24 protein-coding genes are annotated in these 22,142 nt (G+C 69.3%); 16 read left to right on the top strand and 8 right to left on the bottom strand.

From position 1 onward, the window contains the following. The first annotated feature begins 42 nt into the window (after positions 1-42). Positions 43-1,209 (top strand): M20 aminoacylase family protein, encoded by a 1,167-nt coding sequence (locus ACFOES_RS08755; RefSeq protein ID WP_377832857.1) that lies wholly within the window; start codon positions 43-45, stop codon positions 1,207-1,209. 118 nt (positions 1,210-1,327) lie between these two features. Then, positions 1,328-2,068 (top strand): glutamine amidotransferase, encoded by a 741-nt coding sequence (locus tag ACFOES_RS08750; protein WP_377832856.1) that lies wholly within the window; start codon positions 1,328-1,330, stop codon positions 2,066-2,068. Between the two features lie 6 nt (positions 2,069-2,074). Here the strand turns inward: ACFOES_RS08750 and ACFOES_RS08745 are convergent, their stop codons facing one another. Both ACFOES_RS08745 and moaA read right to left on the bottom strand, forming a co-directional pair. After that, on the bottom strand, positions 2,075-2,518 hold the full coding sequence (locus tag ACFOES_RS08745) for a DUF1810 domain-containing protein (RefSeq protein ID WP_377832855.1): 444 nt from the start codon (positions 2,516-2,518) through the stop codon (positions 2,075-2,077). A gap of 1 nt (position 2,519) precedes the next feature. Further along, positions 2,520-3,524 (bottom strand): GTP 3',8-cyclase MoaA, encoded by a 1,005-nt coding sequence (gene moaA / locus ACFOES_RS08740; RefSeq protein ID WP_377832854.1) that lies wholly within the window; start codon positions 3,522-3,524, stop codon positions 2,520-2,522. Between the two features lie 180 nt (positions 3,525-3,704). Here moaA and ACFOES_RS08735 point away from each other — a divergent pair, with 180 nt between their 5' ends. Together ACFOES_RS08735 and ACFOES_RS08730 are read left to right on the top strand one after the other, a co-directional pair. Continuing rightward, positions 3,705-4,157: a hypothetical protein gene (locus tag ACFOES_RS08735; RefSeq protein WP_377832853.1), complete on the top strand. Its 453-nt coding sequence runs from the start codon at positions 3,705-3,707 to the stop codon at positions 4,155-4,157. Positions 4,158-4,246: 89 nt separating this feature from the next. Beyond that, complete coding sequence (locus ACFOES_RS08730) at positions 4,247-5,884, top strand: AMP-binding protein (protein ID WP_377832852.1); 1,638 nt, start codon at positions 4,247-4,249, stop codon at positions 5,882-5,884. 87 nt (positions 5,885-5,971) lie between these two features. Here ACFOES_RS08730 and ACFOES_RS08725 read toward each other — a convergent pair whose 3' ends face one another. The 4 genes from ACFOES_RS08725 to pyrC form a co-directional block, all read right to left on the bottom strand. After that, positions 5,972-7,465 carry a replicative DNA helicase gene (locus tag ACFOES_RS08725; RefSeq protein ID WP_377832851.1) on the bottom strand — a complete coding sequence of 498 codons (1,494 nt, stop codon included), beginning with the start codon at positions 7,463-7,465 and terminating at the stop codon, positions 5,972-5,974. 257 nt (positions 7,466-7,722) lie between these two features. After that, positions 7,723-8,400 (bottom strand): orotate phosphoribosyltransferase, encoded by a 678-nt coding sequence (locus ACFOES_RS08720; protein ID WP_377832850.1) that lies wholly within the window; start codon positions 8,398-8,400, stop codon positions 7,723-7,725. A 119-nt stretch (positions 8,401-8,519) separates the two neighbouring features. Then, positions 8,520-10,301: a calcium-binding protein gene (locus ACFOES_RS08715; RefSeq protein WP_377832849.1), complete on the bottom strand. Its 1,782-nt coding sequence runs from the start codon at positions 10,299-10,301 to the stop codon at positions 8,520-8,522. Positions 10,302-10,470: 169 nt separating this feature from the next. Next, positions 10,471-11,508 carry a dihydroorotase gene (pyrC, locus tag ACFOES_RS08710; RefSeq protein ID WP_377832848.1) on the bottom strand — a complete coding sequence of 346 codons (1,038 nt, stop codon included), beginning with the start codon at positions 11,506-11,508 and terminating at the stop codon, positions 10,471-10,473. A gap of 176 nt (positions 11,509-11,684) precedes the next feature. On the opposite strand from pyrC, the gene ACFOES_RS08705 reads away from it, so the two are divergent. From ACFOES_RS08705 to ureG, 9 genes are all read left to right on the top strand, one after another. Beyond that, on the top strand, positions 11,685-12,506 hold the full coding sequence (locus tag ACFOES_RS08705; RefSeq protein WP_377832847.1) for an urease accessory protein UreD: 822 nt from the start codon (positions 11,685-11,687) through the stop codon (positions 12,504-12,506). A gap of 10 nt (positions 12,507-12,516) precedes the next feature. Then, positions 12,517-12,819 carry an urease subunit gamma gene (locus ACFOES_RS08700; RefSeq protein ID WP_377832846.1) on the top strand — a complete coding sequence of 101 codons (303 nt, stop codon included), beginning with the start codon at positions 12,517-12,519 and terminating at the stop codon, positions 12,817-12,819. Between the two features lie 73 nt (positions 12,820-12,892). Further along, positions 12,893-13,198 carry an urease subunit beta gene (locus ACFOES_RS08695; protein ID WP_377832845.1) on the top strand — a complete coding sequence of 102 codons (306 nt, stop codon included), beginning with the start codon at positions 12,893-12,895 and terminating at the stop codon, positions 13,196-13,198. A 63-nt stretch (positions 13,199-13,261) separates the two neighbouring features. Continuing rightward, the gene (locus tag ACFOES_RS08690) at positions 13,262-13,510 is read left to right on the top strand and encodes a hypothetical protein (RefSeq protein WP_377832844.1); all 249 of its coding nucleotides are present in this window, start codon (positions 13,262-13,264) and stop codon (positions 13,508-13,510) included. Positions 13,511-13,522: 12 nt separating this feature from the next. Further along, complete coding sequence (ureC, locus tag ACFOES_RS08685) at positions 13,523-15,232, top strand: urease subunit alpha (protein WP_377832843.1); 1,710 nt, start codon at positions 13,523-13,525, stop codon at positions 15,230-15,232. Positions 15,233-15,391: 159 nt separating this feature from the next. After that, on the top strand, positions 15,392-15,958 hold the full coding sequence (gene ureE / locus ACFOES_RS08680; protein ID WP_377832842.1) for an urease accessory protein UreE: 567 nt from the start codon (positions 15,392-15,394) through the stop codon (positions 15,956-15,958). Continuing rightward, positions 15,955-16,236, top strand: coding sequence for a YrhK family protein (locus tag ACFOES_RS08675; protein ID WP_377832841.1), 282 nt, complete (start codon positions 15,955-15,957; stop codon positions 16,234-16,236). Before ureE ends, ACFOES_RS08675 begins: the two co-directional genes overlap by 4 nt. Continuing rightward, on the top strand, positions 16,229-16,927 hold the full coding sequence (locus ACFOES_RS08670) for an urease accessory protein UreF (RefSeq protein ID WP_377832840.1): 699 nt from the start codon (positions 16,229-16,231) through the stop codon (positions 16,925-16,927). The genes ACFOES_RS08675 and ACFOES_RS08670 overlap by 8 nt, the downstream gene beginning before the upstream one ends. Further along, positions 16,924-17,547, top strand: a complete 624-nt coding sequence (gene ureG, locus ACFOES_RS08665; protein WP_377832839.1) for an urease accessory protein UreG — start codon at positions 16,924-16,926, stop codon at positions 17,545-17,547. The genes ACFOES_RS08670 and ureG overlap by 4 nt, the downstream gene beginning before the upstream one ends. A gap of 199 nt (positions 17,548-17,746) precedes the next feature. On the opposite strand, the gene serS is transcribed toward ureG, so the two are convergent. Next, positions 17,747-19,039, bottom strand: a complete 1,293-nt coding sequence (serS, locus tag ACFOES_RS08660; RefSeq protein ID WP_377832838.1) for a serine--tRNA ligase — start codon at positions 19,037-19,039, stop codon at positions 17,747-17,749. A gap of 126 nt (positions 19,040-19,165) precedes the next feature. Beyond that, complete coding sequence (locus tag ACFOES_RS08655) at positions 19,166-20,182, bottom strand: Hint domain-containing protein (protein WP_377832837.1); 1,017 nt, start codon at positions 20,180-20,182, stop codon at positions 19,166-19,168. 230 nt (positions 20,183-20,412) lie between these two features. On the opposite strand from ACFOES_RS08655, the gene nthA reads away from it, so the two are divergent. Genes nthA through ACFOES_RS08640 form a run of 3 tightly spaced genes read left to right on the top strand, consistent with a single transcriptional unit; the run spans position 20,413 to position 22,030 of the window. Next, positions 20,413-21,039: a nitrile hydratase subunit alpha gene (nthA, locus tag ACFOES_RS08650; protein ID WP_377832836.1), complete on the top strand. Its 627-nt coding sequence runs from the start codon at positions 20,413-20,415 to the stop codon at positions 21,037-21,039. Further along, positions 21,036-21,707, top strand: a complete 672-nt coding sequence (gene nthB, locus ACFOES_RS08645; RefSeq protein WP_377832835.1) for a nitrile hydratase subunit beta — start codon at positions 21,036-21,038, stop codon at positions 21,705-21,707. The genes nthA and nthB overlap by 4 nt, the downstream gene beginning before the upstream one ends. Then, positions 21,704-22,030: a nitrile hydratase accessory protein gene (locus tag ACFOES_RS08640; RefSeq protein WP_377832834.1), complete on the top strand. Its 327-nt coding sequence runs from the start codon at positions 21,704-21,706 to the stop codon at positions 22,028-22,030. Before nthB ends, ACFOES_RS08640 begins: the two co-directional genes overlap by 4 nt. Positions 22,031-22,142 lie beyond the last annotated feature (112 nt).

Below are 22,142 nucleotides of genomic sequence, written 5' to 3'. Positions count from 1 at the left end.
CGCGCCGGACCGGCGTGTGGTCGGCCTTTCAGGGAGACAGAAATGCCGGTCAAGAACCGCTTTGCCGAATTGCAGTCCGAGATCGCCGCCTGGCGCCAGGACATCCACGCCCATCCCGAGCTGCTGTTCGACACCCACCGCACCTCGGCGCTGGTGGCCGAGAAGCTGCGCGAATTCGGCTGCGACGAGGTCGTCGAGGGCATCGGCCGCACCGGCGTCGTCGGCGTCATCAAGGGCAAGAGCGACAGCAAGGGCCGGGTGATCGGGCTGCGCGCCGACATGGACGCGCTGCCGATCTACGAGGCGACCGGGCTGGATTATGCCTCGACCGAGCCGGGCAAGATGCATGCCTGCGGCCATGACGGCCACACCGCGATGCTGCTGGGGGCGGCGAAATACCTCGCCGAGACCCGCAATTTCGACGGCACCGCGATCGTCATCTTCCAGCCGGCCGAGGAGGGCGGCGGCGGCGGCCGCGAGATGGTCGAGGACGGGATGATGGACCGTTTCGGCGTCCAGGAGGTCTATGGCATGCACAACATGCCCGGCATCCCGGTCGGCCATTTCGCCATCCGCCCCGGCGCGATGATGGCGGCGGCGGACCAGTTCGAGATCACCGTGACCGGCAAGGGCGGCCATGCCGCCAAGCCGCACAGCTGCATCGACACCACGGTGATCGGCAGCCATATCGTCATCGCCCTGCAGACCATCGCCAGCCGCAATGTCGACCCGCTGAAGCAGGCCGTCGTCTCGGTCTGCACCTTCCGCACCGAAAGCGAGGCGTTCAACGTCATCCCGCAGACCGTCACCCTGCGCGGCACGGTGCGGACGATGGACCCGGCGGTGCGCGACCAGGTCGAGGCCCGGATCAAGGCAATCGCGACGGCCACGGCCGAGGCCTTCGCGGGCACCGCCGAAGTGGATTACCAGCGCGGCTACCCGGTGACGATGAACGCGCCCGAGAACACCGATTTCGCGGTGGCGGCGGCCGAGAAGGTCTCGGGCCAGGTCGATACCGAGATCGCGCCGCTGATGGGGGCCGAGGATTTCAGCTACATGCTCGAATCGCGGCCCGGCGCCTATATCTTCCTCGGCAATGGCGACACCGCGATGGTGCACCACCCGGAATACAATTTCGACGACAACGCGATCCCGTTCGGGTCGAGCTGGTATGCCGAGATGGTCGAAACCCGGATGCCGGCGGCCTGAGCCGGCGGCGAGAGCCGGCGCGGCTTTTCGGGCCCTTCGGCTCTCATCGCCCCGCGGTCGATGCGACGGGCGATGAGAGCCTGAACAGGGCTCGAAGAGCTGCCGGCGGGAACGAGATGTGAAGCCTTTCCTGATCCTGCAATTGCGGCCGGAAACCGAGGCGGCGGACGACGAGTTCGCCGCCTTCCTGCGCATGGGCGGGCTCGAGGCGGCCGAGGTGAGGCGCGTCCGGCTGGATTGCGAGACGCTGCCGGCCGGGCTGGAGCTCGACGACCATGCCGGGGTCATCGTCGGCGGCGGGCCGGGCTGCGTCTCCGACCCGCCCGAGACGAAATCGCCGGTCGAGGCGCGGATCGAGGCCGCCGTGCTCGGGCTGATGCCGCAGATCACCGCGCGCGACTTTCCCTTCCTCGGCTGCTGCTACGGCATCGGCGTGCTGGCCCATCACCTCGGTGCGCCGGTCTCCAAGGCGCGCTATGGCGAGCCGGTCGGGACCTCGGCCTGCCGCATTACCCCGGCGGGGCGCGACGACCCTCTGCTGGCCGGGCTGGCGCCGGGTTTCGACGCCTTCGTCGGCCACAAGGAGGCGGTGCAGGCGCTGCCCGACGGCTGCGTCCGGCTGATGGACTCGCCCGCCTGTCCGTTCCAGATGATCCGCCACGGCCGCAACGTCTATGCCACCCAGTTCCACCCCGAGGCCGATGCCGCCGGTTTCGAGACCCGGATCCGGATCTACCGCCACCGCGGCTATTTCCGGCCCGAGGAGGCCGACGACCTGATCGCGATGTGCCGGGCGGCGCAGGTCACCGAGCCGGCGAAGCTGCTGCGCAATTTCGTCGCGCGCTATCGGCGGGGATAGGGGCGTTCAGGACGCTTCGCCCAGTTCCGCCATCGTCAGCGGGCAGGCCTCGCCGCCGTAGAACCGGTCGAGCACCGCCTGCGCCAGTTGCGCCATCTCGCCGCTGCCGGCCTCGCGGAACAACGTCGCCGAGGAGCGCAGCTTGAGCCCGTCGATATGGCCCATGATCTGCTCGGCCGTCAGCCCGTCATGGCCCAGCACGGCGCGGAAGCATTCGGCCAGCCGCGGCCCCAGCACCGGCTCGGCGAGGTAGGCGCGGGCCTCGGCCAGATCGGCGATGCCATAGAATTTCGCGGTGGCGGAGCGGCCGAGGCTGGCCAGCTGCGGGAAGATGAACCACATCCAATGCGTCGCCTTACGGCCGGCGCGCAGCTCGGCCAGCGCGATCTCGTAGACCCCGTCCTGCGCCCTGGCGAAGCGGGAGAGGTCGCCCGTCGCACCGCTGCCCATCTCAGCCGCCGGTATGGCTCATGTGGCGCGACATCTGGCCGGCCACCTGCTGGCGCGAATAGTCGAAATCGTGGCCCTTGGGCTTGCGCGCGATGGCGTTGCGGATCGCCTGTTCCAGCACCGCGTCGTCGGCGCTGGCCCGCAGCGGCGCGCGCAGGTCGGCCTGATCCTCCTGGCCGAGGCACATGTAAAGCTCGCCGGTGCAGGTCAGCCGCACCCGGTTGCAGCTTTCGCAGAAATTGTGGCTCAGCGGGGTGATGAAGCCGATCTTCTGCCCGGTCTCCTCGATCCGGACATAGCGCGCCGGGCCGCCCGAACGCTCGGCCAGATCGGTCAGGGTGAAACGCTCCTCGAGCCGGGCCCGCAGGTCCTCGAGCGACCAGTACTGGTCGAGCCGGTCCTCGTTGCCCAGGTCGCCCATCGGCATGACCTCGATGAAGGTCAGGTCCTGGTCCTCGCGGGCGCACCAGTCGACCAGCGGGAACAGCTCGTCCTCGTTGAAGCCCTTCAGCGCCACGGCGTTGATCTTGACCCGGATGCCCGCCGCCTTGGCGGCCTCGATCCCGTCCAGCACCTGCGCCAGCCGGCCCCAGCGCGTGACCTCGGCGAATTTCCTCTCGTCCAGCGTATCGAGCGAGACGTTGATCCGCCGGACCCCGCATTCGGCCAGCTCGGCGGCGTATTTGCGCAGCTGAGAGCCGTTGGTAGTCAGCGTCAGTTCCTTCAGCGCGCCGCTGTCGAGATGCCGGGTCATGGCGTGGAAGAAGGTCATGATCCCGCGCCGCACCAGCGGTTCGCCGCCGGTGATGCGCAGCTTCTCGACGCCGAGGCGGATGAAGGTGCTGCACATCCGGTCGAGCTCTTCCAGCGTCAGCAGTTCCTTCTTCGGCAGGAAGGTCATGTTCTCGGACATGCAATAGACGCAGCGGAAATCGCAGCGGTCCGTCACCGAGACGCGCAGGTAAGAGATCGCACGGGCGAATGGGTCGATCAGCGGAGCAGTCATGCCGGGAAAACTAGTTGCGCCGGGGGCGGCCGGCAAGGGCCAAAGGCGACGCAAGGCCCGCCCCGTTGCGGCATATCGCGGCGAAACCGGCGCTTCCGGCCCCGCCGCCGCGACCATTGCCGAGACTTGTGGCGCTCCGTGCCGGGGCCTAGTCTTGTCGCATTCGGTGAGGAGAGGGGCATGGGCAGAGCGATCCGCACGATCCTTGGGCCGGGTCTCGGGCTGGGGCTGGCGCTGTCCCTCGCGGGCTGCGCCACGCTGCCGTGGCAGCGCCCGGCGCCTCAAGCCGCCCCCGAAGCGCCTGCCGTCCCGTCCTCGCATCCCCGGGCGCGGCCGGCGCCCGCCCCGGTGCTGGCGCCCGGCCTGTCGCCGGCCGCGCCCGCCAGCCTGCGCCAGCTTGGCACCACCGTCGCCAGTCTCGGCTCCCCGGCACGGCCGGGCCTGTGGCTGCGCACCCCGCTGGTCGCGGCCGAGACGCCGGGCCGCGTCGCCGTCGGCGGCAAGAGCCTCGCGGTGACCCTGATCCCGTTGCCGGGACCGAGGGGCGGCGGCAGCCAGCTTTCGCTCGCCGCCTACCGGGCGCTGGGCCTGCCGCTCACCGCCTTGCCGGAGCTGACCGTCTCCGGGCCGTGAGGGCGCGGGCCCGGGCCGCGCCTGCCGCGCTTGACAGGCGCGCGCGCCGGCTCCTATGAATTGAACGCGCGTTCAATAAGGGAGGAGACATGGACCGCCGACTGTTCCGGGTCAGGCCGGAGTCCGACGACAGCGACTGGGCCAGCCTGCGCACCGGCTTCCGCTGGTCGATCCCCGCGCATTTCAACATCGCCGAGATGTGCTGCGACAGCTGGGCGCGCGAGGAGCCCGACCGGGTCGCGCTGATCGACCTGGCCGGCGGCGGCGCGCGCGAATGGACTTACGGCCAGCTCAAGGACGCTTCCGACCGGCTCGCCAATGCCTTCCGGGCGCGCGGGCTGAAGAAGGGCGACCGGGTCGGCGTGCTGCTGCCGCAGGGCGCGGCGGTGCCGATCGCCCATTTCGCGGCCCAGAAGCTGGGCGCCGTGGCGCTGCCGCTCTTCACCCTGTTCGGCGCCGAGGCGCTGACCTACCGCCTCTCCGACAGCGCCGCGAAGATCGTCGTCACCGATGGCGAGAACCTCGACAAGCTGATGGCGCTGCGCCCCGACCTGCCCGAGCTGGCCGAGGTCTACAGCATCGACGGCGCGGCGGGGGAGGCGCGCGACCTCTGGGCCGAGATCGCCGCCGCGTCTCCGGAGATCACCCCCGAGCCGACACTGGCCGAGGACCCGGCGGTGCTGATCTATACCTCGGGCACGACCGGCGCGCCCAAGGGCGTGCTGCATGCCCACCGCTTCCTGCTCGGCCACCTGCCGTCGATGGAGCTGACCCACGAGGGATTCCCCCAGCCGGACGATCGCGGCTGGACCCCGGCCGACTGGGCCTGGATCGGCGGGCTGATGGATATGGCGATGCCCTGCCTCTATTACGGCGTGCCGCTGATCGCCCGCCGGATGCGCAAGTTCGATCCCGCCGAAGCCTACGCGATGATCGCCGAGCACAGGATCCGCAACCTGTTCCTGCCACCGACCGCGCTCAAGCTGATGCGCGGCACGCCGGTGCCCGAGGGGGTGAACATCCGCTCGGTCAGCTCGGGCGGCGAGAGCCTGGGCGCCGAGATGCTGGCCTGGGGCCGCGAGACCCTGGGCGCGCCGATCAACGAGCTCTACGGCCAGACCGAGTGCAACCTGGTCGTCTCGATGTGCGCCGGCTTCATGGCGGTCAAGCCCGGCGCCATGGGCCAGGCGCTGCCCGGCCATGACGTCGCCGTGCTGCGCGAGGACGGCAGCGCGGCCGCGCCGGACGAGCTGGGCGAGATCGCGGTGCGCCGCGGTTCCCCGTCGATGTTCCTCGAATACCTCAACAAGCCGGAACAGACGGCGGCGAAATTCGACGGCGACTGGATGCGCACCGGCGATCTCGGCCGCCGCGACGCCGAGGGCTATTTCACCTATGTCGCCCGCGACGACGACGTCATCACCTCGGCCGGCTACCGCATCGGCCCGACCGAGATCGAGGATTGCCTGACCGGCCATCCCGACGTCGTCATGGCCGCCGTCATCGGCGTGCCGGACAAGCTGCGCACCGAGGTGGTGAAAGCCTTCGTCATCCTGCGCGAGGGCGCCGACTGGGAGGGCATGGAGCGCATCCTGATCGACCGGGTCAAGGCCCGGGTCAGCCCCCATGTCGCGCCGCGCAGCGTGGTGAAGGTCGACAGCCTGCCGATGACCACCACCGGCAAGATCATGCGCCGCGAACTCCGCGCCCGCGAGACAGGGGCCTAGGCTCCCCACTTTCTGCTCGTAAGTATCCCGGGGGTCCGGGGGCAGCGCCCCCGGCCTCTCCGTCCGGCGCTGACCCTGGATCGGGGCTCAGAACCCGTCGCTGTCGCCGCCCTGCCACGGCTTGGCAAGGTTGCCGAAGCGGGTGAAGCGGCCCTCGAAGGACAGCTCGACGGTGCCGATCGGGCCGTGACGCTGCTTGCCGAGGATGACCTCGGCCTTGCCGTGGACGTTCTCCATGATCTCCTGCCATTTCGCCATCGCCTCGAGATCGTGGTCGCCCGGCTTCTCCCGCTCGCGGTAGTATTCCTCGCGGAAGACGAACATGACGACGTCGGCGTCCTGCTCGATCGAGCCCGATTCCCGCAGGTCCGAAAGCTGCGGCCGCTTGTCGTCGCGGCTTTCGACCTGGCGCGAGAGCTGGGATAGGGCGATGACCGGGATGTTCAGCTCCTTGGCGATCGCCTTCAAACCTTGCGTGATCTCGCTGACCTCGTTGACCCGGCTGTCCTTGGCGCTGGCCGCTTTCAGCAGCTGCAGGTAGTCGACCATGAGCACGTCGAGCCCGTGGGTCCGCTTGAGCCGCCGCGCCCGCGCCGCGACCTGGCTGATCGGCAGCGCCGGCGTGTCGTCGATATAGAGCGGGCAGCTTTCCAGCGCCTTGGCGGCCTCGACGAAGCGGCGGAACTCGCCCTCGGTCATGTCGCCCTTGCGGATCTGCTCGCTGGGCACCTCGGCGGCCTCGGACAGGATCCGGGCGGCCAGCTGTTCGGCGCTCATTTCGAGGCTGAAGAAGCCGACGACGCCGCCTTCCACCGCGCCCTCGGTGCCGTCATGGGTGAGGCCGCGCTTGTAGGCCTTGGCGATGTTGAAGGCGATGTTGGTCGCCAGCGAGGTCTTGCCCATCGACGGCCGGCCGGCGAGGATGATCAGGTCGGACGGGTGCAGCCCGCCCATCTTCTTGTCGAGATCGACGAGCCCGGTCGAGATCCCGGCCAGCCCGCCCTCGCGCTGATAGGCGGCGTTGGCGACGTTGACCGCCTCGGTCACGGCCTTGAGGAAGGACTGGAAGCCGCGCTCGGCGACGCCCTGTTCGCCCAGCTTGTAAAGCCGCTGTTCCGCCTCGACGATCTGTTCCTTGGGCTCGCTGGCGACATCGACCTTGGCCGCCTTGGCCGAGATGTCGCGGCCGAGCGCGATCAGCTCGCGCCGGACGGCGAGGTCATAGATCATCTGGGCGTAGTCGCGTGCCGCATGGGCCGAGATCGCCGCCCCCGCCAGCCGCGCCAGATAGGCCGGCCCGCCCAGTTCCTGCAGCCCCTCGTCATCGGCGAGGAAGGCCTTGAGCGTCACCGGCGAGGCCAGCGCGTTCTTGTGGATCCGGGCCGCCGCGACCTCGAAGATGCGGCGGTGGACGGGATCGTAGAAATGCTCGGCGCGAACCACCGACGCGATTCTGTCGTAGACGTCGTTATTGGTCAGGATCGCGCCGAGCAACTGCTGCTCGGCCTCGATATTATGCGGTGCGATTTCGGGCTCTTCCGTTTCCGGAAGGGCGCTGCGAACTGGCGCGATTTCGTTCATTTCACTGCCTCTGTCCCCGGCTCACGTGATAGCCGACGCCGCCTGTCGAGGAAATCGGGATATCTCTGTGGGCAGAAATCCCCGAGCCCTGTGGATATGGTCTGGCTGCGGCGCGGTTTCGAGTCACCATACCATATCTGGCCGCGAAATCGACGAGCATCGCAAGGGATCGCCGATTCCCCGGTCGGATATTCAGAATCTGTCCCCAGCCGTTTCCACAGGAAATCCGCAGCGGCGGGGGATGGATCGGCGCGGGATCAGCCCTTGCGGGCGTCCTGCCAGGCGCGCGGGGCGGTCAGGAAGGATTCGACCTCGCGCAGCGTCTCGGCGTCGAAGGCGCCCGACTCGCGCGCCTCGGCCAGCACGTCCCACCAGGTGCAGAGATGGTGCAGCTGGACCCCGTGATCGCCCAAGGTCTTCACCGTTTCCGGGAAGATGCCGTAGTAGAAGATCACCGCGGTATGGCCGCAGCTTGCCCCGGTCTCGCGGATCGCGTCGACGAAGCTGAGTTTCGAGCCGCCATCGGTGGTCAGGTCCTCGACCAGCAGCACCCGCTCGCCCTCGGTCATCGCGCCCTCGATCCGGGCGTTTCGGCCGTAGCCCTTGGGCTTCTTGCGGACATAGGTCATCGGCAGGCCCAGCCGCTCGGCGACCAGAGCGGCGAAGGGGATGCCGGCGGTCTCGCCGCCGGCGATGTTGTCGAAGGCCTCGAAGCCGGCCTCGCGCAGCACGGTGCAGGCGAGGAAATCCATCAGCGTCGCCCGGATCCGCGGGAAGCTGATCAGCTTGCGGCAGTCGATATAGGTCGGCGAGGGCAGGCCCGAGGCCAGGGTGAAGGGCTCGGCGGCGTTGAAATGCACCGCCTTGATCTCGAGCAGCATGCGCGCGGTCAGGCGGGCGATCTCTTCCTTGGGCGGGTAGGCGGAGGGCAGCATGCGCGGTCCTTTCGCTGGCTGGGGGCTGTCGGGCTTCCGGGGGGCATAGATCAGGCGCTGCGAAAAGAAAAGCCCGCCCGGCGATGCGGGCGGGCGGGGATTTTCGTCTGGCGACGGGCTCAGAAGATGAAGTCGTTGGCCAGCAGGTCGGCCATCGCGACGCCGTCGAGCGTGATCGTGTTGCCCAGCCCGTCGTCGATCACCGCGTTGCCGGCGACCTCGGTCAGGTGGTGGGCGGTCAGGTCCTGGAACGAGGTGATCTCGGCGACGCCGGCGAGGTTGATCTTCTCGTCGGTGCCGGCGGTCTGGAAGTCGGTGATCGTGTCCTCGCCGAAAGCGCCCGCGAAGATGAACTTGTCGGCCTTGTCGCCGCCGGTGAGCAGGTCGTTGCCGGTGCCGCCGATCAGCTGGTCGACGCCGTTGCCGCCGAACAGCTTGTCGTTGCCCGCCCCGCCATTGAGCTTGTCGGCGCCGGCGCCGCCCTGAAGCGTGTCGAAGCCGTTATTGCCGAACAGCTGGTCGTTCCCGGCGCCGCCATCGAGCTTGTCGGCGCCGACCTGGCCGACAAGCACGTCGTTGCCGGCCAGGCCGAGCATCTTGTCGTTGCCGTTGCCGCCGTACAGGCTGTCTTGGCCGCCGCCGCCGTTGAGCAGGTCGGCCCCGTCGCCGCCGAGCAGCTTGTCGTTGCCGGTGCCGCCGAACAGCGTGTCGTTGTGGGAGCCGCCATCGAGGCTGTCATTGCCGGCATTGCCGATCAGCATGTCCGTGCCCTTGTGGCCGAACAGCGTGTCGTAGCCGGCGCCGCCGATCAGGCTGTCGGCCCCGCCGCCGCCGAGCAGCTTGTCATGGCCGGCCCCCCCGTCCAGGGTGTCGGCGCCGTTGAGGCCGTTCAGCGTGTCGTTGCCAAGCTCGCCCTGAAGCGTGTTGGCGACCCCGTTGCCGATCAAGTTGTCGTTGGCGTCGCTGCCGCGCACGTCCTCGATCGCCGTGAGCTGGTCGCTGTCGCCGAAGCCGTCGGTGGCGGTGCCCTGGGCCAGGTTGACGGTCACGCCGGCGGTGCCGCCGTAGCGGGCGTCGAGGTCGTAGCGGGCCTCGTCGGTGCCGTTGCCGCCGATCAGGGTGTCGTTGCCGGCCAGGCCGCGCAGGACGTTGTGGCCGGCATCGCCATGCAGCCAGTCGTCGAAGGCCGAGCCGCGCAGCACCTCGATGCCATCGAAACTGTCCGTGCCGCCCCAGCCGTCGGTAGCGGTGCCGGTGCCGAGGTTGGCGGTGACGCCGCCGGGGTCGTGGGCGAAGGAGAGCTGGTCGAAGGTGCCGGCGCCGCCGTGATAGGTGTCGTTGCCCTGCGAGCTGTTGAAGTAGTCGTCGCCGATGCCGCCGAGGAAGTTGTCGGCGCCGGAGGTGCCGGCGAAGGTGTCATCCTCGGTCACCGTGCTGTTGTCGAACTCGCTCCACAGGATGTCGACGCCCTGCGCGAAGGCGCCGCTGGGCGCGGATACGCCCGTGATGTCGGCGTCGAACGAATTCCAGTCCGAAATCGAGGCGATGCTGGGCGCCGGGGCGCCGCCGAGGATGAAGATCAGGTCGCTGCTGCTGTTGGGGCCGGTGTCGATGCTCACTTGCAGGGCCGTGGTGGTGCCGCCGGACCAGGTGACTGCGGACATGCTGGCTTCAACCGCGCTCGGATTGAGATCGCTCAGCAGCGTGCCGTTGAGCAGGATCTGGTAGCTGTCGTCGTTGATCTCGATGATCGGCTGGCCGTAGGGGTTGGTTCCGGTGATCTGGTAGCTGAAGGTCGAACTGTCGGAGGGGACCGTCACCTCGGCCTGGGACGAGCTCACACCGACTGCGGTGTCATAGCTGTAATCGACGCGGATGCCCGGAATTGTGAAAGTCGTCATGTCTGATCATTCCCCAGAAAAATGGCATGTGCTGAAAGCGGCCCAGCACTCACTTAGGTGTGAGAGGAATGTGACTTTACCCGGCGCAGAGGTTCAAGACCCGAGGCCGAGCTTCAAATGATCGTGCGCATATGGCTTAACGAATTAAGCGAACCGTTGCCCGACGGCATCACTGCACCGACCAGTGCAGTTCGAAGCCGGGATTGAAGACGGTCACGGGGCCGGCCCCGGTCGTGATCTTGTCCGGATAGCTGACGGCATCGCCCCTGCGCAGGGTAATCGTCGCCTCGTTCGCCGGCAGGCGGTAGAAGGCCGGGCCGTTGAGCGAGGTGAAGGCCTCGAGATTGGCAAGCTTGCCGTCTTGCTCGAAGACCTCGGCCAGGATCGACATCGTGTTGGTGGCGGTGAAGCAGCCGGCGCAGCCGCAGGCGTTCTCCTTCAGCGCGTCGATATGCGGCGCGGAATCGGTGCCGAGGAAGAAGCGGCTTGTCCCCGACATCGCGGCCGCGCGCAGCGCCAGCCGGTGTTCCTCGCGCTTGGCGACGGGCAGGCAATAGTAATGCGGCTTGATGCCGCCGACCAGGATGTGGTTGCGGTTGATGACCAGGTGATGGGTGGTGATCGTGCCGCCGAGGTCGTCGTTGCCGGCCTTGACGTAGTCGACCCCGTTCGCGGTGGTGATATGCTCCATCACCACCCGCAGCCCCGGCGTGGCGCGGCGGATCGGGTCGAGGACGGTGTCGATGAACACCGCCTCGCGGTCGAAGATGTCGACCTCCGGGCTGGTCACCTCGCCATGGACGCAGAGCGGCAGGCCGATCTCGGCCATCTTTTCCAGCACGCCCCGCACCTTGTCGAAATCGCGCACGCCCGAGGCCGAGTTGGTCGTCGCCCCGGCCGGGTAGAGCTTGACCGCCGTCACCAGCCCCGACGCGGCCGCCGCGGCGACGTCGTCCGGATCGGTGTCCTCGGTCAGGTAGAGCGTCATCAGCGGGGTGAACGCGGCGCCCTCGGGCAGGGCGGCGAGGATGCGGTCGCGATAGGTGGCGGCCTGGGCGCCGGTCACCACCGGCGGCACCAGGTTGGGCATGATGATGGCGCGGGCGAAATGGCGCGCCGTCTCGGGCAGCACGCCCGCGAGCATGGCGCCGTCGCGCAGGTGGAGGTGCCAGTCGTCGGGGCGGCGGAGGGTGAGGCTGTCGGTCATGGCTTGGCCCTATACAAGTTCGCGCGCAATATCCACAGCAATGGTGGATTCGCAATCTGCCGCAATCTTGGGCGCCCATGGTCAATTCGCTGTCAGATGGTCCGGCGGGGCGGGCCGGCCGCGCGGGGCCGGGCGATGGCGGCTGGCCGCCGCCGCCGGACCGGCTAGGAAGGGGTATGTTCGATGCGCCTGCGCCGTCCATCCACCTGCAACGCACCCGGGGCCGCGCGGCGGTTGCGCTGGGCGCGTCCGGCCGTCTGACCGGGCTGCACCAGTCGGGCTCGGCCAAGCTGTTCCTGCCGCGGATCCACAGCGACGTGCCCGAGGCGGTGTTCCTCAACACCGCCGGCGGGCTGACCGGCGGCGACCGGCTCGACTACGCCGTCGAGCTGGCGCCCGGCGCCCGCGCCGTCGCCACCACCCAGACCGCCGAGCGCGCCTATGCCAGTTCCGGCGGCGCCGCCGAACTGAACGTTACGCTGACGCTGGGGGCGGGGGCGGCGCTGGACTGGCTGCCGCAGGAGACGATCCTGTTCGACCGCTCGGCCCTGGCCCGGCGGACCGTTGCCGACCTGGCCGGCGAGGCCCGGCTGGCGATGGCCGAGATGGTCGTTCTCGGCCGGGCGGCGATGGGCGAGGTGATCGGGGAGATGTATCTTGCCGACTGGCGCGAAGTGCGGCGCGACGGCCGGCCGGTGCTGGTCGAGCCGCTGCGGATGACGTCGGCCACGCTGGCCGCCGGGCCGGCGGTGCTGAACGGTGCCCGCGCCTTCGCCACCGTTGCCTTGGTCGCTCCGGGCGGCGAAGATGCGCTGGGGCCGGTGCGCGCCTGTCTGGTCGGCGCCCTGCCCGACGGGGTCGAGGCGGCGGCCTCGGGCTGGGACGGCAAATGCGTGGTCCGGCTGCTGGCCGGCGACGCCCTGCCGCTCAAGCGGGCGGTGGCGGCGGTTCTGGATGTGCTGCGGGGCAGGCCCTTGCCCCGGGTCTGGCAGATGTGAAGGAGGGGCGATGAACCTGAGCCCGAGGGAGAAGGACAAGCTGCTGGTCAGCCTCGCCGCCATGGTGGCGCGCGGGCGGCTGGAGCGCGGGGTGAAGCTGAACCATCCCGAGGCGATCGCGCTGATCACCGATTACGTGGTCGAGGGCGCCCGCGACGGCCGCTCGGTCGCCGACCTGATGGAAGCGGCGGCGGGGGTGATCTCGGCCGGGCAATGTATGGAGGGCATCCCCGAGATGATCCACGAGGTGCAGGTCGAGGCGACCTTCCCCGACGGCACCAAGCTGGTGACGGTGCATCACCCGATCCGCTAGGCGGTCTGGCCGGCGGCGGACGCCTCCGGCGGGAGTATTTGGACAAAGAAGAAGCGCAGCAGGGGAGAGGCGAATGATACCCGGCGAACTCATTCCGGCCGAGGGCGAGATCGAGCTCAACGCGGGCGCCGAGACCGTGACGCTGATGGTGGCGAATACCGGCGACCGGCCGGTGCAGGTCGGCTCGCATTACCATTTCGCCGAGGCCAATGCCGGCCTGTCCTTCGACCGCGCGGCGGCGAAGGGCATGCGGCTCGACATCCCCGCCGGCACCGCGGTGCGCTTCGAGCCGGGGCAGCGCCGCGAGGTGCGGCTGGTGCCCTATGGCGGCGCCCGCCGGGTCTACGGCTTCAACGCCGCTGTCATGGGCGAGCTGTAGATTGGGCCGGGGCCGCGATGGCGCGGCCGACCCGACATGAAAGAGATTTGAGAGGAGACCGAGATGATGACCCCGATCGACCTCTGGCGCGCGTCCTTCGCGTTCTGGACCCGGGCCTACGAGGCCCAGATGGAAGCGACGATGCAGATGATGGCGGCGACCGGCCTGTGGCGCGTCACCGACGAGGAGACCAGGGGCAGCAGACCCGAGCTGCCGCCCAACGCCGTCTCGGTGCCGAAACCGAAAGTCGCGCCCCAGACGGCGGCGCCCAAGCCGGCCGCGGCCAGGCCGACCCGTCCCGCGACGCATTAGACAGGAGCCGCCATGCCCGCCCGCATTTCCCGCGCCGCCTATGCCGACATGTTCGGCCCGACCACCGGCGACAGGCTGCGCCTGGCCGATACCGACCTCGTCATCGAGGTTGAAAAAGACCTGACAACCTACGGCGAAGAAGTGAAATTCGGCGGCGGCAAGGTGATCCGCGACGGCATGGGCCAGTCGCAATATTCGCGGGCCGAGGGGGCCGTGGACACGGTCATCACCAACGCGCTGATCGTCGACCACAGCGGCATCTACAAGGCCGATGTCGGCCTCCGCGACGGCCGCATCGTCAAGATCGGCAAGGCGGGCAATCCCGACACCCAGCCCGGGGTCGACATCGTCATCGGCCCGGGCACCGAGGCGATCGCGGCCGAGGGCAAGATCCTCACCGCCGGCGGCTTCGACGCCCATATCCACTTCATCTGCCCGCAGCAGATCGAGGACGCGCTGCATTCGGGCCTGACGACGATGCTGGGCGGCGGCACCGGCCCGGCCCATGGCACGCTGGCCACCACCTGCACGCCCGGCCCGTGGCATATCGGCCGGATGCTGCAGGCCGCCGACGCCTTCCCGATGAACCTCGCCTTCGCCGGCAAGGGCAATGCCTCGCTGCCGGCCGCGCTGGAGGAGCAGATCAAGGCCGGCGCCGCCTGCCTCAAGCTGCACGAGGACTGGGGCACCACCCCGGCGGCGATCGACAATTGCCTGTCCGTCGCCGACGACTACGACGTCCAGGTGATGATCCACACCGACACCCTGAACGAATCCGGTTTCGTCGAGAACACGCTCAAGGCCTTCAAGGGCCGCACCATCCACGCCTTCCATACCGAGGGTGCAGGCGGTGGCCACGCGCCGGACATCATCAAGGTGGTGGCGGCGCCGAACGTCATCCCGTCCTCGACCAACCCGACCATGCCCTACACGGTGAACACGATCGAGGAGCATCTCGACATGCTCATGGTCTGCCACCACCTCGACGCCAATATCCCCGAGGACGTCGCCTTCGCCGAAAGCCGGATCCGGCGCGAGACCATCGCCGCCGAGGACATCCTGCACGACATGGGCGCCTTCTCGATCCTGTCCTCGGACAGCCAGGCGATGGGCCGGGTCGGCGAGGTCATCATCCGCACCTGGCAGACCGCCCACAAGATGAAGCAGCAGCGCGGGCGGCTGGCCGAGGAGACCGGCGACAACGACAATTTCCGCGTCCGGCGCTACATCGCCAAATACACCATCAACCCGGCCATTGCCCATGGCATCAGCCGCGAGATCGGCTCGGTCGAGGTCGGCAAGCGCGCCGACCTGGTGCTGTGGAACCCGGCCTTCTTCGGCGTCAAGCCCGAGATGGTGCTGATCGGCGGCACCATCGCGGCGGCGCAGATGGGCGACCCGAACGCCTCGATCCCGACGCCGCAGCCGGTCTATTCGCGGCCGATGTTCGGCGCCTTCGGCCGCTCGGTCGAGAATTCTGCCGTGGTGTTCTCCTCGGCGGCGGCGGTGGCCGAGGGGATCGGCGACAGGCTGGGACTGGCCAAGCAGGTGCTGGCGGTCGAGCACACCCGCGGTATCGGCAAGGCGGACATGGTGCACAACAGCGCCACGCCGGCGATCGAGGTCAACCCGGAGACCTACGAGGTGCGGGCCGACGGCGAGTTGCTGACCTGCGAGCCGGCGCAGGAGCTGCCGCTGGCGCAGCGGTATTTCCTGTTCTGAGCGGGCGGAGAGGCCACGGAGGGCGGTGCAAATCGGCCCCCCGGCTCGATGCGCCGCCCGATGCCGCATTGTCCGCAATGGGGCTGACGCGGGCGCGGATTCCGGTCTATGTTTTCCGGGACATATTGCCCAGCTGACCTGTCTTGAAGGAACTCGCCGATGACCGATCTTCCGCCTGCCCGCAGCATCCGCCGCGCCAGCGAGGCCTCCGCCGCCCCGCAGGGGCAAGTCACGCTGAGCTATGACGACCGCTTCCTGCGCCGCAAGCGGCTGGAAACGGATGCCGGCGACAGCCTGCTGGTCGATCTGGCGGAAACGGTCAGCCTGGATCAGGGCGACTGTTTCGTTCTCGAGGACGGGCGCGAGATCGCCGTCGCCGCTGCCGAGGAGCCGCTGGTCGCCGTCACCGGCGATCTGCCGCGGCTGGCCTGGCATGTCGGCAACCGTCACACCCCGTGCCAGGTCGAAGAGGACCGGCTGCTGATCCGCCGCGACCACGTGCTCGAGGACATGCTGAAGAAGCTGGGCGCCGGCATCGCGCTGGTCACCGAACCGTTCCGGCCCGAGGGCGGCGCCTACGGTCACGGCCGCACCATGGGCCATGACCATGGTCACGATCACGGCCATGAGCACGGCCACGATCATGGCCATGTCCATCACCATGTCTCGCATTACCATCCCGACGAGGATGACGAGGAGGACGGCGAGCCCGAGACCATTAGATGAGCCTGTTCAATCCCGACAACCGCAACCGCACGCCGCAGCACTGCAGGATATGGGCGGCCTACGAGGTCGCCTATACCTTCGTCGATTTCTCCGCCGCCGGCATGTTCGTGATCGGCTCGGCGCTGTTCTTCGATCAGGCCACGACCTACCTGGCGACCTGGCTGTTCCTGGTCGGCTCGATCTGCTTCGGCCTCAAGCCGACGCTCCGTCTGGTGCGCGAGATCCACTTGCTGCGGCTGGGCGATGTCGAGGACGTGGCGGAGGAACTGGATGTCTGACCCGGCCGCGCCCAGTGCCGGGGGGGCCAGTTCCGGGGGGGGCAGTGCCGGGGTGTCCAGTGCCGGGTTGCTGACCCTGACGCAATGGCTGTCGCCCGCTTTCCCGCTCGGCGGCTTCGCCTATTCGCACGGGATCGAATGGGCGGTGGCGGCCGGCGAGATCGCCGATGCCGCCGGGCTGCAACGCTGGCTCGAAGGCGTGCTGGCCGAGGGGGCGGGGCGCGGCGACGCGATCCTGCTGGCGCAGGCGTTGCGGCCGGGGGTGGATCACGCCGCGCTCGACGCGCTGGGCCGGGCGCTGGCGCCCTCGCGCGAGCGGCTGGCCGAGGTGCTGGAGCAGGGCGCGGCGCTGACCCGCACCACCAATGCGCTGCTGGGGCTGGAGCATGATCCGGCGGTGCTGCCGGTGGCGCTGGGCCGCGCGGCACAGGGGCTGGAGGTGGCACCGGAACAGGCGATCGCCCTCTATCTGCAATCCTTCGCCGGCAACCTGGTGCTGGCCGGGGTCCGTTTCGTGCCGCTCGGCCAGACCGAGGGCCAGGCGGTGCTGGCAGCGTTGCAACCCCTGATCCTGCGGCTCGCGGCGGAAGCGGCCGCGGCACCCTTGGAGGCGCTGGGCTCGGCGGCGCTGCGCTCGGACCTCGCGGCGATGAAACACGAAACCATGGATGTGAGGATATTCCGGACATGAGTTCCCCCCACGCTTCCCCCCACGGGCCCCTGCGGGTGGGCATCGGCGGCCCGGTGGGCGCCGGCAAGACGACCCTGACCGAGCAGCTCTGCAAGGCGCTGCGCGACGACTATTCCATCGCCGTCATCACCAACGACATCTATACCAGCGAGGATGCCGAATACCTGATGCGGGCCCAGGCGCTGCCGCTGGAGCGGATCCGGGGCGTCGAGACCGGCGGCTGCCCGCATACCGCGATCCGCGAGGACGCCTCGATCAACCTCGCCGCCGTCGCCGACCTGCGCGAGAAGCTGCCCGATCTGGACATCGTGCTGATCGAATCCGGCGGCGACAACCTCGCCGCCACCTTCAGCCCCGAGCTGGCCGACCTGACGCTCTACGTCATCGACACCGCCGCCGGGCAGGACATCCCGCGCAAGCGCGGGCCGGGGGTGACGCGCTCGGACCTGCTGATCGTCAACAAGACCGACTTGGCGCCGCATGTCGGCGTCGACCGGGAACTGCTGGAAAGCGACACCAGGGCGGCGCGGGGCAAGCGGGCCTACGTGATGGCCAGCCTGCGCCAGGGCGAGGGCGTGGCCGAGGTGGTGGCGTTCATCAAGCGCGAAGGCGGGCTATAGGGGGCAAACACCGCCCTATTGTTTCGCCCGGCGGCACGCCGGGTGGCGCCCGACCCTCCCCCCGGGAGGGCGCATCGCGGCCCCTCAAGCGGAACAGGCGCCGGGCATCTGGCACCCTGCCGCTTATGTCTGAAGCCGGCGAGCGCCCTCCCAGGGTCGGGCGCCGCCCTTCTTGCTTTGAACCAGCCGGAGTGGCGCCTTACGCCAGCTCGCCCTCCGCCGTGAGCCGGGTCTTGCCGCCCAGATAGGGGTGCAGCGCCTCGGGCAGCTCGACCGAGCCGTCCGCCTGCTGGCCGTTCTCGAGCACGGCGATCAGGCAGCGCCCGACCGCCAGGCCCGAGCCGTTCAGGGTGTGGACATAGCCCGGCTTGCCGCCGTCCGCCGGTTTGTAGCGGGCGTTCATCCGCCGGGCCTGGAAATCGCCGCAGACCGAGACCGAGCTGATCTCGCGATAGGTGTCCTGGCCCGGCAGCCAGACCTCGAGGTCATGGGTCTTGCGCGCGCCGAAGCCCATGTCGCCGGTGCAGAGCACGATGACCCTGTAGGGCAGGCCGAGCTTCTGCAGGATCGCCTCGGCGCAGCCGGTCATCCGCTCGTGCTCTTCCAGCGACTTGTCGGGATGGGTGATCGAGACCATCTCGACCTTCTCGAACTGGTGCTGGCGCAGCATGCCCGAGGTGTCCTTGCCGGCCGAGCCGGCCTCGGAACGGAAGCACTGGCTCAGCGCCGTCATCCGGATCGGCAGCTGGGCCTCGTCGACGATCTCGCCCGAGACGGTGTTGGTCAGGGTCACTTCCGAGGTCGGGATCAGCCACCAGCCATTGGTGGTCTTGTAGCTGTCCTCGCCGAATTTCGGCAGTTGCCCGGTGCCGTACATCGCCTCTTCCTTGACCAGGACCGGGGTCCAGGTCTCGGTCAGGCCGTGTTCGCTGACATGGGTGTCGAGCATGAACTGCCCCAGCGCCCGGTGGATGCGCAGCACCGCGCCGCGCAGCACCACGAAGCGCGAGCCGGACAGCTTGGCCGCGGTCTCGAAATCCATCCCCGGCCGGACCCCGGAAAGCTCGAAATGCTCCTTCGGGTCGAAGTCGAAATTGCGCGGCGCGCCCCAGCGCCGGATCTCGACATTCTCGTCCTCGTCGGCGCCGTCCGGCACGTCGTCCAGCGGCAGGTTGGGGATCGCCATCAGCAGGTCGTTCAGCTTCTGGTCCAGCTCCTTGGCGGTCTCGGTCAGTTCCTGCACCGCCGCCTTCTTCTCGGCCACCAGCGCGCGCAGCCGCTCGAATTCGGCCTCGTCGCCGCGCGCCTTGGCGGCGCCGACCTCCTTCGAGGCGCGGTTTTGCTCGGCCCGGGCCTCCTCGGCCCTGGCGATCTGGGTCCGGCGCTCCTCGTCGATGGTGAGGATCTGCGACGACATGCCCGAGACCCCGAGGCGGCCGAGGGCGGCGTCGAACTGGGTCGGGTTGTCGCGGATCGCGCGGATGTCGTGCATGGTCTCTCACCTTGGTTGAACGCGTTATGCCGCCCCGATATGCCCGATTGCGGCGCAAGGGGGAAGCGCGCGCAGCCCTTAGCAGATCGGCGCGGCCGGGGGAATATTCCGCAACGGGCGGGGCGGTCAGGCGGCGTGATGCTGTGGCGCGAAGTCCTGACGCTCGGCCAGCAGGATCAGCTCGGCCTCGCGCCGGCTCAAGAGCGGCAGGCAGGGCTGGCGGGCGGCGCGCGGAAAGCCCTCGGCCGCGTCGGGAAACAGGTCGAGCGCCTCGCGGATCTCCTCGGCCGGCAGACGGCCCAGCGTGATATCGCCCAGCAGCAGGCTTTCGGCTTCCAGCCCCTCGGCCACGAGGATGGTATGGGCGGGGCAGAGGACATGGTAATAGGCGACCTCGTCCAGCTCGGTCGCCCGGCGGATGGTGCCGCCATTGACCAGCGCCCGCGCCGGCGCCAGCGCCTCCTCGACCCCCATGTAGAGCTCGAGCTGCGGCCCGGCGATCACCAGCCGGTGCTGCGGCGACAGCCGCACCGGGCGCAGCGGGCAGCCATGGCCGTAGGCATGGGCCGCGATCTCGACCGGTGCCAGCGCCTCGCGCGTGCCGGGGCCGAGCGTCAGTGTCGTCGAGAAGACCTTGAGCGCCGGCACCTCGCGCCCGTCGCGATCGAGCAGCGTATCGCCCGCGCACAGGCTCTCGACCCGGCGGTAGCCGCGCGGGGTCAGCAGCCTTGTGCCGCGGACGAAGCAGAGCGGCCCGCTGGTGCGGAAATCGTAGCCGACGGGCTGGACGTCGCTGACCAGCGCAACGCTGCCGAGCTGGTTCGGCGGCCCGTCCGGGTAGAGGAAATAGTGCTGGCCCGAGGAGGTGTCGCTGGCGACGATGACATCCTTGCTCTGGCCCAGCGGCACGACCACGCCGAAGGCATCGATGCCGGGCTGCACCGTGCCCGAGCCCATCATCTCGACCTCGTGGCCGTTGAGCTGGAAGGTCTCGCCCACGGTCAGCCGGTCATTGTCGTCGCTGAAACTGCCCGACTGGGGCTGGCCGAAATCGTTCAGCCACAGGGTCGTGTTCTGCGAGAACAGCTCGGTCGAGAGCAACGAGCCATCATAGGCGGCATAGTCGAGCGTGTAGTCCGTCACGGCGGGGTCCTGGCAGTCGTCGGCAGTTGGGTGCCCCGCAGCGGCCTTTGCCGCAACGGAGCAGATCACATATTCGGGAGTATTCGCCGGATGCGGCGGGAATTGGGCAAGAATTGTCAACGGTCGAGGAAGAGTGGTGGCATTGTCCGGCAATCCGCGCCGTGATCCGCGGGGCAGGGCAGGTGCGCAAAGCCATGGACAGCCCGCGCGGTTGGCGGCATCCTGCCGCCATGCCACATGACCATCATCACGATCACGACCATGCCCTGTTGCCGCCCGACCCGGCGCTGCGGGTGCGGGCGCTGGAAACCATCCTGACCCGGAAGGGCCTCGTCGATCCCGCCGCGATCGACGAGATCCTCGACACCTACGAGAACAAGGTCGGGCCGCAGAACGGCGCCCGGGTCGTCGCCCGGGCCTGGCGCGATCCGGCCTTCCTGCAGGCGCTGCGCGACGATACCACCGCGGTGCTGGCCGATATGGGACTGATCGGCCGCCAGGGCGAGCATGTCGTGGTGGTCGAGAACGCGCCCGAGGTCCACAACGTCGTCGTCTGCACCCTGTGCAGCTGCTACCCGTGGCCGCTGCTCGGCATCCCGCCGACCTGGTACAAGTCCGACGCCTACCGCGCCCGCGTCGTGCGCGAACCGCGCGCCGTGCTGGCCGATTTCGGCCTCACCCTGCCCGAGGAGCAGAAGGTGCGGGTCTGGGATTCGACCGCCGAGATCCGCTATCTCGTGCTGCCGATGCGTCCCGAGGGCAGCGAGGGGCTGTCGGAGGACGAGCTGATGCAGTGGGTGACGCGGGATTCGATGATCGGCACCGGCCTGCCGCAGCGGCCCGGGGGCGGGGCATGACCCGGGTCCACGACATGGGCGGGCGCTACGGCGACGGGCCGGTGACGCCGATCCCGGACGAGCCGCTGTTCCTCGAGCCCTGGCACCGCAAGGCGATGGCGCTGACGCTGGCCGCCGGCGCGCTGGGCGAATGGAGCATCGACGCCGCGCGCTTCACCCGCGAGGCGCTGGCGCCGAAGGATTACGCCAGCTTCAGCTATTACGAGAAATGGATCGCGGCGCTGGCCGACCTGCTGGCGGCGCGCGGGCTGGTGACGCGCGAGGAGCTGGCGGGCGGCGCGATCGCCGAGGCGCCGCTGCAGGACAAGGCGCTGAAGGGCGGCGATGTCGCCGGCGCCCTGTCGCGCGGCAGCCCCAGCCTGCGCCTCGGCCCTGATCCACGTTTCCGGCCGGGCGACCGGGTCCGCGCCCGGCTGCCGGCCCATAACACGCTGGTCGAGGGCGGCCACACGAGGCTGCCGGCCTATGCCGCCGGCCATGTCGGCGTGGTGGTGCAAAGCCACGGCGCCCATGTCTTCCCCGACAGCAACGCCCATTTCCTCGGCGAGGCGCCGCAGCCGCTCTACGGCGTCGCCTTCGACGCGACGGATCTGTGGGGCTGGTCGGAACGGGCCGGCGACGAGGTCATGATCGACCTGTGGGAGAGCTACCTGGAGCCCGTGGCATGAGCGAGACGCCGCATCCCGTCACCCGCTTCGACGAACCCTGGCACGCCCAGGTTTTCAGCCTGACCGTGGCGCTGAACGAGGCCGGTCATTTCTCCTGGTCCGACTGGACCGAGGCCTTCGGCGCCACGCTGGCCCGCCACGGCCTGTCGCGCGATCTCGACGGCGGCGCGGATTACTTCGCCGCCTGGCTCGAAACGCTCGAGGCGCTGCTCGCCGCCCGCGGTCTCGCCGCGCCCGACCAGGTCGAGGCGACCCGCGCCGCCTGGGAAGACGCCTATCTCAGCACCCCGCACGGCAAGCCGGTGAAGCTGAAAGCCGGCTGATCCGATTGCGCGGCTGCGCCGCAAGCCTTCTGGCGCTGCCTGCAGGCGGGGGCGCGGCCCCCGTCGCCTGCGGCGACTCCCCCGGAGTATTTTCGCAAAGGTGAAAGGCAGA

The organism is Acidimangrovimonas pyrenivorans (assembly GCF_042643245.1).
GTDB lineage: Bacteria > Pseudomonadota > Alphaproteobacteria > Rhodobacterales > Rhodobacteraceae > Acidimangrovimonas > Acidimangrovimonas pyrenivorans.
Note: the sequence above shows the minus strand (reverse complement) of the source record. Positions and strands in the feature narration are given on the sequence as shown.